The organism is Streptomyces sp. SID12488, assembly GCF_010548275.1.
Classification (GTDB): Bacteria; Actinomycetota; Actinomycetes; order Streptomycetales; family Streptomycetaceae; genus Streptomyces.
The window spans coordinates 106,371-119,414 of sequence record NZ_JAAGLT010000013.1; the positions used below are offsets into that span (position 1 = coordinate 106,371).

Consider the following 13,044-nt stretch of genomic DNA (forward strand, 5'->3'; position numbering starts at 1 on the left):
GCGAGCAAGATCTTCACAACTCCGTCGTGCCCGCTCTCAGGGGCGGGTCGCCCACACGTAACGGTGCTCCGGGCGGCCCGCGTCGCCGTATTTCAGGGTCAGCCTGGCCCGTCCCGTGCGCTCCAGCAGCTTCAGATAGCGCTGGGCGGTCTGGCGGCTCACCCCTGTCCGTTCGGCGATCTCCTGCGCCGACAGGGGGCCTTCGGCGTTCACCAGGGCTCGGCGCACGAGTTCCGCGGTGGTGGGGGAGTGCCCCTTGGGCAGTTCGGGCTCGGGTCCGGAGGACAGGGCGCCGAAGATCCGGTCCACCTCGGCCTGTTCGGCCTCGCCGCCGCCGTCGAGGGTGCGGCGCAGCTCCGCGTAGGCCTCCAGCTTGGCGCGCAGCCCCGCGAAGGCGAACGGCTTGACCAGATACTGCAGTGCTCCCTGCCGCATCGCCGCCTGTACGGTCGACACGTCCCGGGCCGCTGTCACCATGATCACGTCGGTCTCGTGGCCGCGTCGGCGCATCTCCTGGACGACCGACAGGCCCGTGCCGTCGGGCAGGTAGTGGTCCATGAGGACGAGGTCGAGGTGCGGCAGAGCCTCCAGTTGCCGCAGTGCCTCGGCCGCGCTGTGGGCCACTCCCGCGACATGGAAGCCGAGCACCTTCTCCACGTAGGCGGCGTTGACGCGCGCCACCCGGATGTCGTCGTCCACGACCAGGACCTCGATCATCTCGATTCCTCCTGTGCGGGGGGCGCGCCGGTGGCCGTGCTGGTCGCCTGGGCCGGGGACGGTTCCGTGTCCGGGACTCGCGCGTGTTCCACCTCCGGGACGAGGGTGTGCCGGGGTTCCGCTGCCGGGTCCGGTTCCGCGAGTGCCTCCGGCAGTACGACCGTGAACTCCGCGCCCCCGCCCTCGGCATCGTCCACGCGCGCGCTGCCACCCTGCCGCTCCGCGAGTCGGCGTACCAGGGGGAGACCGATTCCGCGCTTGCCGTGTGCCGGGGGCTTCTTCGTGGACCACCCTTCCGTGAAGACCAACTCGCGCTGTTCCACCGGGATTCCGGGTCCCGTGTCGCGCACCCTGAGAACCGCGGTTCGACCCTCCGCGCGCAGTTCGACCTCCACGCGCGCGTGCGCGGTGCCGGCTACGGCGTCCAGCGCGTTGTCGACCAGGTTGCCGACGACGGTGACCAGCCCTCTTGGATCGATCAGCCGGTCCGGGAGCAGGGTGCGGTCCGAGACCCACAGGGCGACACCGCGTTCCGCCGCCACGGTGGCCTTGCCGACCAGCAGTGCGGCGAGCAGCGGATCGCGGATCTTCTCGGCGATCTGCTCCGCGGTGGCCCGATGGTCGCCCACCACTTCGCCGATGAACTCCGCGGCGTCCTCGTACATCTCCAGTTCGAGCAGTCCCAGAAGCGTGTGCATGCGGTTGGCGTGTTCGTGGTCCTGGGCGCGCAGGGCGTCGAGCAGACCGTGCGTGGAGTCGAGTTCGCGGCCGAGCTGCTCCAGCTCGGTGCGGTCGCGCAGGGTGGCGACGGCGCCGCCGTCGTCCGTGGGCATGCGGTTGGCGACCAGTACACGCTGGCCCCGCACGGTGAGCAGGTCGGTTCCGGTCACGCGTCCGGCCAGCACATCGGTGGTACGTCCGGCACCGAGCGCCTCGTCCAGGGAGCGGCCGACAGCCTCCTCGCCGATGCCCAGCAGGCGCTGTGCCTCGTCGTTGAGGAGCCGGACGCGGCCCGCACGGTCCAGGGCGACGACGCCCTCGCGGATGCCGTGCAGCACGGCCTCGCGCTCCGCGAGCAACGCCGCGATGTCCGAGAAGGCCAGGTCCCGGGTCTGTCGCTGCACCCGTCGGGAGATCAGCCAGGCGGCCAGAGCGCCGACGGCCATGGCGCCGCCTGCGTACGCGAGCAGCCCCGGAATCGCGTGGAACAGCAGGGCGCGCACACTGTCGTACTCGATGCCGACCGAGACCGCCCCGACGACCCTGCCGCCGGTGTCGCGCAGTGGCACCTTGCCGCGGGCCGAGCGGCCCAGGGTGCCGCTGTCGATCTCCATGACCTCCTTGCCCGCCAGCGCCTGGCGGGGGTCGGTGGAGACGACCCGGCCGATCTCCTTCGGGTCCGTGTGCGACCAGCGCACGCCTCTCATGTCCATCACCACGACGTACTCGGCCCCGCTGGCCTTCCGGATCTGCTCCGCCTCGGTCTGCACCGGGCCGTCGACCGACGGCCTGCTTCCCTGCAGGTCCTCGGCGATCTGCGGTTGGGCCGCGGTGGTCTGCGCGATCGCCAGCGCCCGGCGCATCGCCTGGTCGTCCAGCTGATCGCTGAGCGGGGCGAGGAACAGCCCGGTCGCGAGCACCGCGACTCCCGCGGCGATCGCCACCTGCATCAGCAGCACCTGCGAGAACATCCGCCGCGGCAGACCGAGGCGCAGGCGGCGTCCAGGGGGAGTGGGGCTCATACCCATGACGGTACGGGGATGAGGTGCCTGTGCCGTAGTGGGGTGCTACGTGGATCTCTTGATCAATGTGTGTACGGGCGTGCTTGAGCGTGTACGGGTGTTTGACGGGTGGACCACGGGCTGTACGGACGGGATGACGTCGCGCGGTCACCGCGTCCGAGCCGTGGACACCAGTTCGCGTACCGACACCACATCCATCCGCGCGGGCGAACCCAACGCCGATCCGCAGCTTTCCGGGCGAGGTGGCAGCGAGGGGCCCTGGGTCACCACGACGTTCCACCGGCGCCCGTCCGTGTGAGCGACGGTCACCTCCCAGTGCGGTGCCGAGCCGTCCGTCCGCACGACGCTCAGGGCGTCCGCCGCGTACTCGCGCGCCGCCGAGCGGACGGCCAGTTCCGCGGCCTGTCCGGGCCGCTCCCAGGCGGAGCCGCCGCGACAGCCCTCCACGACGACACGCCCTTCGCGCACGCCCTGGAGGACCTCCTTGACGTGCGGGGCCTGGGCGCGGCCGTACGCGTATCCGTACGGCAGGACGAGCAGCGTCGGTGAGAAACGGTGGCCGCCGAGGTGTGTGACCTCCCAGGCGCCCTCGACCCCGGAGGAGGCGAGTTCGGCGGCGAGCGGGCGGCCGAGCAGTGCGCAGCAGCGGTCGCGCTTGCCGTTGGTACAGACGAGCGCGAGGGGGTCCCCGGTGTGGGGCCGCCCCTGGAGTGCGGCGTCGAAGGTTTCGGGGGCGCCCTTGCCGAGCGCGGAGAAGTCGAGGTCGAGCAGTTGCTCGGGGGCGCGGGTCGTGGCGCTGTGCAGCCACACGTTCCCTGGCGTGGTGTGGGCCGCGTACACCTGTCGTACGGCGGGTGGCCCGAAGTCGGCGTGGCGGCCGGGGCGGCGGATCAGCGCGATCCGGACACCGGTCCCCTCCGCGGCCTTCTCCAGGGCGCGGCCGAGTGCGGGGTCCAGGTGGCTCATGGTGAGCGCCTGGGCACCCCATGGGCCCGACTGCTCCAGCAGCAGCCACGTCCTCGCGGTCGCCGCGGTTCCCGCGATGGGCTCGTCGAGGTCCCGGGAGACGGTTGCGCACCTACTCACAGAGGTGAGCCTAACCTGACTCGCCGCATGGCGACCTCCAGCCGCGCGGAACGGGTGGTTCCGGCACTGCCGGGCTACTCCGGGAGCGGTTGCGGAGGGCGCTCGCCCACGTAGGTTCCGGACGGGCGCATCCGCAGCGGATGCTCGCCGTACTCCTCCAGGGCGTGTGCGATCCAGCCGGCCGTACGGGCGACGGCGAAGATCGTCTCGGCTGCCGACGCTCCCATGCCGCAGGCGACGGTGAACACGGCCAGGGCAAGGTCCACATTGGCGTGCAGGGGAGCGTGACGGGCGGTGGTCGTCACGACGTCCCGGGCAGCGGCGAGGGCGGGCGCGGCGTGCGGCAGCTCGTCGAGGAGGGCGAAGAGGGCACGCGCGCGTGGATCCTCGCCGGGGTAGAGCCGGTGGCCGAGCCCGGGGACGCGGCGGCCCGCGCGCAGCTCGTCCGCCACCACGGGAGCCGCGTCGCCCTCGTCGAGCACGTCGAGCAGCATCCGGTGGGCCAGGCCGCCGGCTGCGCCGTGGAGGGGGCCTTCGAGGACGCCGAGCCCCGCCGAGACGGCCGCGTAGGGGTGCGCGCGGGCGGACGCGGCGACGCGTACGGCCAGGGTCGAGGCGGCCAGGTCGTGGTCGACGAGGAGGCCGAGTGCCGTGTCCAGGGCGTGCAGTGACGCCTCGTCGGCGATCCGGATGGTGAGCCGGGCCCAGAGACGTCGGGCCAGCGGGCCGTCGTCGCGGTGGCCGGGTGCGCGTGGCGGCAGGGCGGCGACGAGGGTGGGGATGAGGGTGCGGGCGGTGCCCAGCACGGTGCCCTCGGAGAGGTCGAAGCGGAGCGGATCGACCGCTGCCGCGGCGATGGCGGCGACCCGGAGCCGGTCGACCGGGTCGCTGTGCTCCGGCAGCGCGTTGACGGAGCGGCGGGCGGCGGCGACGGAGGCCTTGGGTGCGGTGAAGGTGGCCCCGGGGCGCAGGGTGCCTGTCCACAGCCATTCGGCGACTTCTTCGTAGGAGTGGCGTACGGCCAGCTCGGTGGCGTCGACGCCCCGGAAGTAGTACCGGTCCTTGTCGATGAGGGTGAGCCGGGTCCGTACGGACAGCTCGCCGCCGGAGGCCGAACTCACGCCGCTCTCCCGCTTGTTGCGGCGGGCGAGCGCCTCCACCTCCGTGGCGTCGAAGGTGCTGCCTCGGCCCCCGGGGTCGCGTCGGCTGCTGAGCTGACCGCGACTCACGTACGCGTACACGGTCTCGGGCTTCACGCCGAGCAGTTCGGCGGTCTCCCTGGTGCTCAGCCGGCGGCTGGTGTGGTCGGGGGCGGTTTCCTGATCGCGCATGGAGATCACCGTATCCGTATGGACTGAATATTGATTCAATCAATATTGACATCGTTTCAGTCAATCATGGACAGTCGAATCAAGTTCAGGGAGGAAATATGCCGAACAACCGGGCCGCAACAGCCGCAACCACCCTTCTCGACGTTCCGCGAGGGCTCGCGGGCGTCGTCGTCACCGACACCCGAATTGGTGACGTCAGAGGACGCGAGGGGTTTTACCACTACCGCCAGTACTCCGCCGTCGAACTCGCGCAGACCCGCGGCTTCGAGGATGTCTGGCACCTCCTGGTCCACGGTGAGCTGCCGGACGCGCACCGTCTCGCCGCTTTCACCGCGCAGACCGCGGCGCTGCGACGGTTGCCGGACGAGGTGCGCTCGGCACTGCCGGCGATCGCGGCGGCGAGCGGACGGTCCGGACCGCTGGCCGGCATGCGCACGGCACTGTCGCTGCTCGGTGCCGCGAAGGGCTTCCGTCCCGTGTACGACATCGACGCGGAGGAACGGCGCGCGGACGCCCTGGTCGCCTCGGCGGCCGTGCCGACCGTACTGACGGCGCTGCATCGGCTGGGCCGGGGCCTCGACCCGGTGGAGCCGCGGGACGACCTCTCGTATGCGGCCAACTACCTGTACATGTTGACGGGGTCGGAGCCGGATCCGCTGCACGCCAGGGCGATTGAGCAATACTTGATCTCAACCATTGATCATGGATTCAATGCATCAACCTTCACGGCGCGGGTCATCGCGTCCACCGGGGCGGATGTGGCGGCCTGTCTCGTGGGAGCGGTCGGAGCCCTGTCAGGCCCGTTGCACGGCGGCGCCCCGAGCCGCGCGCTGGACACCCTGGACGCGATCGGCACGCCGGACCGCATCGACACCTGGATCCGCGAACGCGTTCTCGCCGGCGACCGCATCATGGGCTTCGGACACCCGGTCTACCGCACCGAGGACCCACGCTCGCGCATGCTCCGGAGTATCGCCGAGCAGTTCGGCGGCCCGCTGGTCGATCTGGCGGTCGAGGTCGAACGACGGGTGGAAGCGATCCTGGCCGAACTGAAGCCGGGCCGCGAACTGCACACGAACGTCGAGTTCTACGCGGGCGTGGTCATGGAACTGTGCGGCCTGCCGCGCGAGATGTTCACGCCGACCTTCGCGGCGGCCCGTGTGGTGGGCTGGAGCGCCAACATCCTGGAACAGGCGGAGGACTCGAAGATCATTCGGCCGGCGGCGCGCTATGTGGGGCCCGTACCGCCGGTCGCGGTGCCGTTGCCGGTCTGACAGGGACCGGCCGCTGACGACCGTTCACCCGGCGACGATTCTCCGGCTCGTATCCTGGGGCGGCATTCGTTCCTCGTACGCGCGCGGGGCCGTGAGTCCCCTTGTGCGCGTCGGCGTGAGAGAGGTCGCAGATTGAGTCAGCCGGGTCCGAGCCAGAGCCCTCGACAGATCCCCGTCATCGTCCTCGCCGGCTTCCTCGGTTCCGGCAAGACCACCCTCCTCAACCATCTCCTCCACCGCAGCGGTGGCAGTCGTATCGGGGCCCTCGTCAATGACTTCGGGGCCATCGAGATCGACGCCATGGCTGTCGCGGGGGCGCTGGGGGACTCCACGGTGTCGCTCGGCAACGGATGTCTGTGCTGCGCTGTCGATGCGAGTGAGCTCGATGTCTATCTTGATCGACTCACTCAACCCTCGGCCCGGATCGACGTCGTCGTCATCGAGGCCAGTGGGCTCGCCGAGCCGCAGGAACTCGTTCGGATGGTGCTCGCCAGTGAGAATCCCCGGGTCGTGTACGGGGGACTCGTCGAGGTCGTCGACGCCGTCGAGTTCGACGACACGCGGGTGAAGCACCCCGAGGTCGACCGGCATCTCGCCCTCGCCGATCTCGTCGTCGTCAACAAGGTCGGGCGGGTCGCGGACGGCGGTGAGCGGGTCCTGGAGACCGTCCGCGGACTGGTCGACCGTGCCGCTGTCGTCCCCGCCGACTACGGGCGCGTAGATCCCGAGTTCCTCTTCGACTGCCGGCCGACCCGGGAGCGCATCGGGCAGCTGTCCTTCGACGACCTGCACGATCACGGAAGTGACGATCACGGAAAGGACGGTCACAGGGAGGACGAAGACGGTCGTGAGGACGGCGCGGGGGGCCATTCCGCGCACCTGCACGCCGCCTACGACAGCCTCTCCTTCAGCTCCTCGACCCCCCTCCATCCGCGTCGGCTGATGGACTTCCTCGACAGCCGGCCCGCAGGGCTCTACCGCATCAAGGGGTATGTCGACTTCGGACCGCACGACCCGGGCAACCGGTACGCCGTGCATGCCGTCGGGCGGTTCCTGCGGTTCTATCCCGAGCCTTGGGCCGACGGCGAGGAGCGGCTCAGCCGGCTCGTCCTCATCGGGTCCGGCGTCCAGCTGCCTGTCCTCGGCAAGGACCTGGAGGCATGTATGGACGACGCCCCACACGCCGACGAGCACAGCATGTGGGGCGTCCTGAGGTACGTACAGGAGCAGAGCCCAGAGGGCTCCGGAGAGGTCGGCTGACCTACACCGGGCCCGTCACCACACCCACCGTCTTCGGCAACGACAGGCCCGAGCCGTCGCGGCGCGGGTCCATCTCCGGGAGCTCCGCCGGGGTGCCGTTCTTCTGGGACGCCCTCGCCGGAGCGGGGCCCGCCCAGGCAAGGGACAGACAGTCCTCGCCCTTCAGGAACCGCTGGCAGCGGACGCCGCCGGTGGCGCGGCCCTTGCGCGGATACTGGTCGAAGGGGGTCAGCTTCGCGGTCGTCTGCACGGAGTCGTCCAGCGTGCCCCGCGATCCGGCGACCGTGAAGACGACCGCGTCCACCGCCGGGTCCACCGCCGTGAACGAGATCACCTTGGCACCGTCCGTGAGCTTGATGCCGGCCATACCGCCGGCCGGGCGGCCCTGCGGGCGGACATGGGCGGCCTGGAAGCGCAGCAGCTGGGCGTCGTCCGTGATGAAGACCAGGTCCTCCTCGCCCGTGCGTAGCTCCGCGGCACCGACGATCCGGTCGCCGTCCCTGAGCGTGATGACCTCCAGCTCCCCCTTGTTGGAGGGATAGTCGGGGACCACCCGCTTGACGACGCCCTGCTCCGTGCCGATCGCGAGGCCCGGGGACGACTCGTCGAGCGTCGTCAGACAGACCACTGTCTCGCCGTCCTCCAGGGAGAGGAACTCCGACAGCGGGGCGCCGCCCGAGAGGTTGGGTGCCGCCATCGTGTCGGGGAGCCGGGGCAGATCGATGACGTTGATACGCAGCAGGCGGCCGGCCGACGTCACCGCGCCCACCTCGCCCCGTGCCGTCGCCGGGACCGCGGAGACGATCAGGTCGTGCTTGGCGCGCCGACCGTCCTCGTCCGCCGGGAACGGCTCGCCGTTCGCCGTACGCGCCAGCAGGTCCGTAGAAGAGAGCAGGACCCGGCACGGGTCGTCGGCCACCTGGAGCGGGACGCCCGCCGCGGGGGCGGCGCCGGCCGACTCCAGCAGGACCGTGCGCCGCTCGGTGCCGAACTTCTTGGCCACCGCGGCCAGTTCGTTCGAGACCAGCTTGCGGAGCTCCGCGTCCGACTCCAGGATCCGGGTCAGTTCCGCGATCTCGGCGGCCAGCCGCTCCTTCTCGGACTCCAGCTCGATGCGGTCGAACCGGGTCAGCCGGCGCAGCGGGGTGTCCAGGATGTACTGCGTCTGGATCTCCGAGAGGGAGAACCGCTCCATCAGGCGTTCCTTCGCCTGCGCGGAGTTGTCGCTGGAGCGGATCAGCCGGATGACCTCGTCGATGTCCACCAGCGCGGTGAGCAGGCCCTCGACCAGGTGCAGCCGGTCGCGGCGCTTGGTGCGGCGGAACTCCGAGCGACGCCGTACGACCTCGAAGCGGTGGTCGAGATAGACCTCCAGGAGCTCCTTGAGCCCCAGAGTGAGGGGCTGGCCGTCCACGAGCGCCACGTTGTTGATGCCGAAGGACTCCTCCATCGGCGTCAGCTTGTAGAGCTGTTCCAGGACGGCTTCCGGCACGAAGCCGTTCTTGACCTCGATGACCAGGCGCAGGCCGTGGCTGCGGTCGGTGAGGTCCTTGACGTCGGCGATGCCCTGGAGCTTCTTCGCGCCGACCAGGTCCTTGATCTTGGCGATCACCTTCTCCGGGCCGACGGTGAAGGGCAGTTCGGTGACGACCAGGCCCATGCGGCGCGCCGTCACGTTCTCCACCGACACCGTGGCACGGATCTTGAACGTGCCGCGGCCCGTCTCGTACGCGTCCCTGATCCCGGCGAGGCCGACGATCCGGCCGCCGGTGGGCAGGTCGGGGCCCGGGACGTGCCGCATCAGGGTGTCGAGGTCGGCGCCCGGGTAGCGGATGAGGTGACGGGCGGCCGAGATGACCTCGCCGAGGTTGTGCGGCGGCATGTTCGTGGCCATACCGACGGCGATGCCGGACGCGCCGTTCACCAGCAGGTTCGGGAAGGCGGCGGGCAGTGCCACCGGTTCCTGCTCCTGGCCGTCGTAGTTGGGGGCGAAGTCGACGGTGTCCTCTTCGATCGACTCCGTCATCAGGGACGTCGCGTCGGCCATGCGGGCCTCGGTGTACCGCATGGCGGCCGGCGGGTCGTCGTTGCCCAGCGAACCGAAGTTGCCGTGACCGTCGACCAGCGGCACGCGCATGGAGAACGGCTGGGCGAGACGCACCAGGGCGTCGTAGATCGACGCGTCGCCGTGCGGGTGCAGCTTACCCATGACCTCGCCGACGACGCGGGCGCACTTCACATAGCCGCGGTCGGGGCGCAGGCCCATCTCGTTCATCTGGTAGACGATGCGACGGTGTACGGGTTTGAGGCCGTCGCGGGCGTCGGGCAGGGCTCGGGAGTAGATGACCGAGTACGCGTACTCGAGGAAGGAGCCCTGCATCTCGTCGACGACGTCGATGTCGAGGATCCGCTCCTCGAAGTCATCGGGCGGCGGGGTCTTCGTGGTGCGGCGGGCCATCGCTGCCGGCTCCTTGCTGAGACATGAACAGGATCTGACGCGGACCATTGTGGACTGCCGCACTGACAACGCGGACCAAGGCCCGTGCCTGCGGCGGTGTTGGGCGATGGCCGCTGTTGCTGAAACGTACCGCCTGGCACCCGAGGAATCTCGCTGTCGGCGTACGTCCGCCGGGAACTTCGCCAGCACTCCACACGCTTGCATACAGTGGCAGGACCGGCAGGAAAACAGCGGTTGCAACAACCGCATCCGCGATCGAAGGGACGTACATGCCCATGGGTCACACGGCCACAGCCGAGGCAGGCTCCGGCGGCCTGACAGCGACCGAGCACCGCCTCGCCAACGGGCTGCGCGTGGTGCTCTCCGAGGACCACCTGACCCCGGTCGCAGCGGTGTGCCTCTGGTACGACGTCGGGTCGCGCCACGAGGTCAAGGGGCGTACCGGCCTGGCTCACCTCTTCGAGCACCTGATGTTCCAGGGTTCGGGCCAGGTGAAGGGCAACGGCCACTTCGAACTGGTCCAGGGCGCGGGCGGCTCGCTCAACGGCACCACCAGCTTCGAGCGCACCAACTACTTCGAGACCATGCCCACCCACCAACTGGAGCTCGCCCTCTGGCTGGAGGCCGACCGCATGGGCTCGCTGCTCGCGGCCCTCGACGACGAGTCCATGGAGAACCAGCGGGACGTCGTCAAGAACGAGCGCAGGCAGCGTTACGACAACGTCCCCTACGGGACGGCGTTCGAGAAGCTGACCGCCCTCGCCTACCCGGAGGGCCACCCCTACCACCACACGCCGATCGGCTCGATGGCCGACCTGGACGCGGCGACGCTGGAGGACGCGCGCGCTTTCTTCCGCACCTACTACGCGCCCAACAACGCCGTCCTGTCGGTCGTCGGGGACATCGACCCCGCCCAGACGCTCGCCTGGGTCGAGAAGTACTTCGGATCCGTCGCCGGGCACGACGGCAAGCCCGCGCCGCGCTCCGGCGCCCTCCCCGACGTCATCGGCGAGGAACTGCGCGAGGTCGTCGTGGAGGAGGTCCCCTCGCGCGCGTTGATGGCCGCCTACCGGCTCCCGGAGGACGGCACGCGTGCGTGTGACGCGGCCGACCTGGCGCTCACCGTCCTCGGCGGCGGCGAATCCTCCCGCCTCTACAACCGGCTCGTACGGCGGGACCGTACGGCGGTCGCGGCCGGGTTCGGCCTGCTGCGGCTGGCCGGAGCACCCTCCCTGGGGTGGCTGGACGTGAAGACCTCCGCGGACGTCGAGGTGCCGGTCATCGAGGCCGCCGTCGACGAGGAGCTCGCCCGGTTCGCCGCGGAAGGCCCCACGGCCGAGGAAATGGAGCGCGCCCAGGCCCAGTTGGAGCGCGAGTGGCTGGACCGGCTCGGTACGGTCTCGGGCCGCGCCGACGAACTGTGCCGTTTCGCGGTGCTGTTCGGCGATCCGCAGCTCGCGCTGACCGCCGTGCAGCGCGTGCTGGACGTGACGGCCGAGGAGGTCCAGCAGGCCGCCAAGGACCGGCTGCGCCCCGACAACCGCGCGGTGCTCGTCTACGAGCCCCTCACCGCCGACACTGCCACCGACACCGACGAGGAGGCGGCCAAGTGACCGAGCTCGCCACGATGGAGTTCCACCCCCAGCCCCAGGCGGGCGAGGCCAGGCCCTGGGCGTTCCCGGCCCCCGGGCGCGGCACACTCGGCAACGGTCTGACAGTCCTGCGCTGTCACCGCCCCGGCCAGCAGGTCGTCGCCGTCGAGGTGCTCGTCGACGCCCCCCTGGAGGCCGAGCCGGCCGGTCTCGACGGAGTGGCCACGATCATGGCCCGGGCCTTCTCCGAAGGCACCGACAAGCACTCCGCCGAGGAGTTCGCCGCCGAGCTGGAGCGCTGCGGCGCCACCCTCGACGCGCACGCCGACCACCCGTGTGTGCGCCTCAGCCTCGAAGTCCCCGTGTCGCGGCTCCCCAAGGCGCTCGGTCTGCTGGCCGACGCCCTCAGGGCGCCCGCGTTCTCGGACAGCGAGATCGAGCGGCTGGTGCGCAACCGGCTCGACGAGATCCCGCACGAGACGGCCAACCCGGCCCGTCGCTCCGCCAAGCAGCTGTACAAGGAGCTGTTCCCGGCGGCCTCGCGGATGTCCCGTCCGCGCCAGGGAACCGAGGAGACGGTCGCGAAGATCGACGCGGCTGCCGTACGCGCCTTCTACGAGAGGCACGTCAGGCCCGCCACAGCCACGGCCGTGGTCGTCGGCGACCTCACCGACATCGACCTGGACGCGCTGCTCGGCGACACCCTGGGGGCCTGGACGGGCTCGTCGGCCGAGCCGCGGCCCGTGCCGCCGGTGACCGCCGACGACACCGGCCGGGTCGTCATCGTGGACCGCCCCGGCGCCGTGCAGACCCAGCTGCTCATCGGCCGCATCGGCGCCGACCGGCACGACCGTGTCTGGGCCGCCCAGGTCCTCGGCACGTACTGCCTCGGCGGCACCCTCACCTCCCGCCTGGACCGTGTCCTGCGCGAGGAGAAGGGTTACACCTACGGTGTGCGGGCGTTCGGCCAGGTCCTGAGGTCGGCGCCGGACGGCACGGGCGCCTCGCTGCTCGCCATCAGCGGGTCCTTCGACACGCCGAACACCGGTCCCGCGCTGGAGGACCTCTGGAAGGTGTTGCGGACCCTCGCGGCCGAGGGGCTCACCGACGCCGAACGCGATGTCGCGGTGCAGAACCTGGTCGGTGTCGCCCCGCTCAAGTACGAGACCGCGGCGGCCGTGGCGAGCACGCTGGCCGACCAGGTCGAGCAGCACCTGCCCGACGACTACCAGGCGACGCTGTACCGGCAGCTCGCCGCGACCGGCACCGTGGAGGCCACCGCGGCGGCCGTCAACGCCTTCCCGGTGGATCGTCTGGTGACGGTCCTCGTCGGTGACGCGGCGACGATCGAGGAGCCCGTCCGGGCCCTCGGCATCGGCGAAGTGACCGTCGTCCCCGCCGAGTAGCGGCACCCGGCGTACACGACAGAGGCCCCGGTGGCGAAAGCGTCACCGGGGCTTCTTTGTCCATGTTGATGCGCAAGTTGTCCGTATTGATGGAGAGGTGGACTGTCTGCACTGTGGCATGCGCTACAAAACCCGTGATCGGTTTGTTGATTGAAAGACGTCCCGCTTAGCGTCTGTC

General features: G+C 70.6%; 9 protein-coding genes. 4 read left to right on the forward strand and 5 right to left on the reverse strand.

The window, feature by feature from the left end; translation table 11 throughout:
- Positions 1 to 36 precede the first annotated feature (36 nt).
- From G3I56_RS21075 to G3I56_RS21090, 4 genes are all read right to left on the reverse strand, one after another.
- Positions 37 to 717 carry a response regulator gene (locus G3I56_RS21075; RefSeq protein ID WP_164411158.1) on the reverse strand — a complete coding sequence of 227 codons (681 nt, stop codon included), beginning with the start codon at positions 715 to 717 and terminating at the stop codon, positions 37 to 39.
- Positions 714 to 2,459 carry a sensor histidine kinase gene (locus tag G3I56_RS21080; RefSeq protein WP_239135009.1) on the reverse strand — a complete coding sequence of 582 codons (1,746 nt, stop codon included), beginning with the start codon at positions 2,457 to 2,459 and terminating at the stop codon, positions 714 to 716. The genes G3I56_RS21075 and G3I56_RS21080 overlap by 4 nt, the downstream gene beginning before the upstream one ends.
- Before the next feature lie 147 nt (positions 2,460 to 2,606).
- On the reverse strand, positions 2,607 to 3,545 hold the full coding sequence (locus G3I56_RS21085) for a sucrase ferredoxin (protein ID WP_164411159.1): 939 nt from the start codon (positions 3,543 to 3,545) through the stop codon (positions 2,607 to 2,609).
- Between the two features lie 74 nt (positions 3,546 to 3,619).
- On the reverse strand, positions 3,620 to 4,876 hold the full coding sequence (locus G3I56_RS21090; RefSeq protein WP_164411161.1) for a citrate synthase family protein: 1,257 nt from the start codon (positions 4,874 to 4,876) through the stop codon (positions 3,620 to 3,622).
- 98 nt (positions 4,877 to 4,974) lie between these two features.
- Here G3I56_RS21090 and G3I56_RS21095 point away from each other — a divergent pair, with 98 nt between their 5' ends.
- Together G3I56_RS21095 and G3I56_RS21100 are read left to right on the forward strand one after the other, a co-directional pair.
- Positions 4,975 to 6,150 (forward strand): citrate synthase/methylcitrate synthase, encoded by a 1,176-nt coding sequence (locus tag G3I56_RS21095; protein ID WP_164411163.1) that lies wholly within the window; start codon positions 4,975 to 4,977, stop codon positions 6,148 to 6,150.
- A gap of 132 nt (positions 6,151 to 6,282) precedes the next feature.
- Entirely contained in the window at positions 6,283 to 7,410 is a 1,128-nt protein-coding gene (locus G3I56_RS21100) for a GTP-binding protein (protein WP_164411165.1), read from the forward strand.
- Position 7,411: 1 nt separating this feature from the next.
- Here G3I56_RS21100 and G3I56_RS21105 read toward each other — a convergent pair whose 3' ends face one another.
- Complete coding sequence (locus tag G3I56_RS21105) at positions 7,412 to 9,868, reverse strand: DNA topoisomerase IV subunit A (protein WP_164411167.1); 2,457 nt, start codon at positions 9,866 to 9,868, stop codon at positions 7,412 to 7,414.
- 275 nt (positions 9,869 to 10,143) lie between these two features.
- Here G3I56_RS21105 and G3I56_RS21110 point away from each other — a divergent pair, with 275 nt between their 5' ends.
- Entirely contained in the window at positions 10,144 to 11,481 is a 1,338-nt protein-coding gene (locus G3I56_RS21110) for a pitrilysin family protein (protein ID WP_164411317.1), read from the forward strand.
- On the forward strand, positions 11,478 to 12,866 hold the full coding sequence (locus tag G3I56_RS21115; RefSeq protein ID WP_164411169.1) for a pitrilysin family protein: 1,389 nt from the start codon (positions 11,478 to 11,480) through the stop codon (positions 12,864 to 12,866). Before G3I56_RS21110 ends, G3I56_RS21115 begins: the two co-directional genes overlap by 4 nt.
- The last annotated feature ends 178 nt before the right edge of the window (positions 12,867 to 13,044 follow it).

Bases quoted from the DNA above. Each gene is read 5' to 3' on its own strand.
- G3I56_RS21075 (WP_164411158.1), bottom strand. From the start codon at position 717: ATGATCGAGGTCCTGGTCGTGGACGACGACATCCGGGTGGCGCGCGTC.
- G3I56_RS21080 (WP_239135009.1), bottom strand. From the start codon at position 2,459: ATGAGCCCCACTCCCCCTGGACGCCGCCTGCGCCTCGGTCTGCCGCGG.
- G3I56_RS21095 (WP_164411163.1), top strand. From the start codon at position 4,975: ATGCCGAACAACCGGGCCGCAACAGCCGCAACCACCCTTCTCGACGTT.
- G3I56_RS21105 (WP_164411167.1), bottom strand. From the start codon at position 9,868: ATGGCCCGCCGCACCACGAAGACCCCGCCGCCCGATGACTTCGAGGAG.
- G3I56_RS21090 (WP_164411161.1), bottom strand. From the start codon at position 4,876: ATGCGCGATCAGGAAACCGCCCCCGACCACACCAGCCGCCGGCTGAGC.
- G3I56_RS21110 (WP_164411317.1), top strand. From the start codon at position 10,144: ATGGGTCACACGGCCACAGCCGAGGCAGGCTCCGGCGGCCTGACAGCG.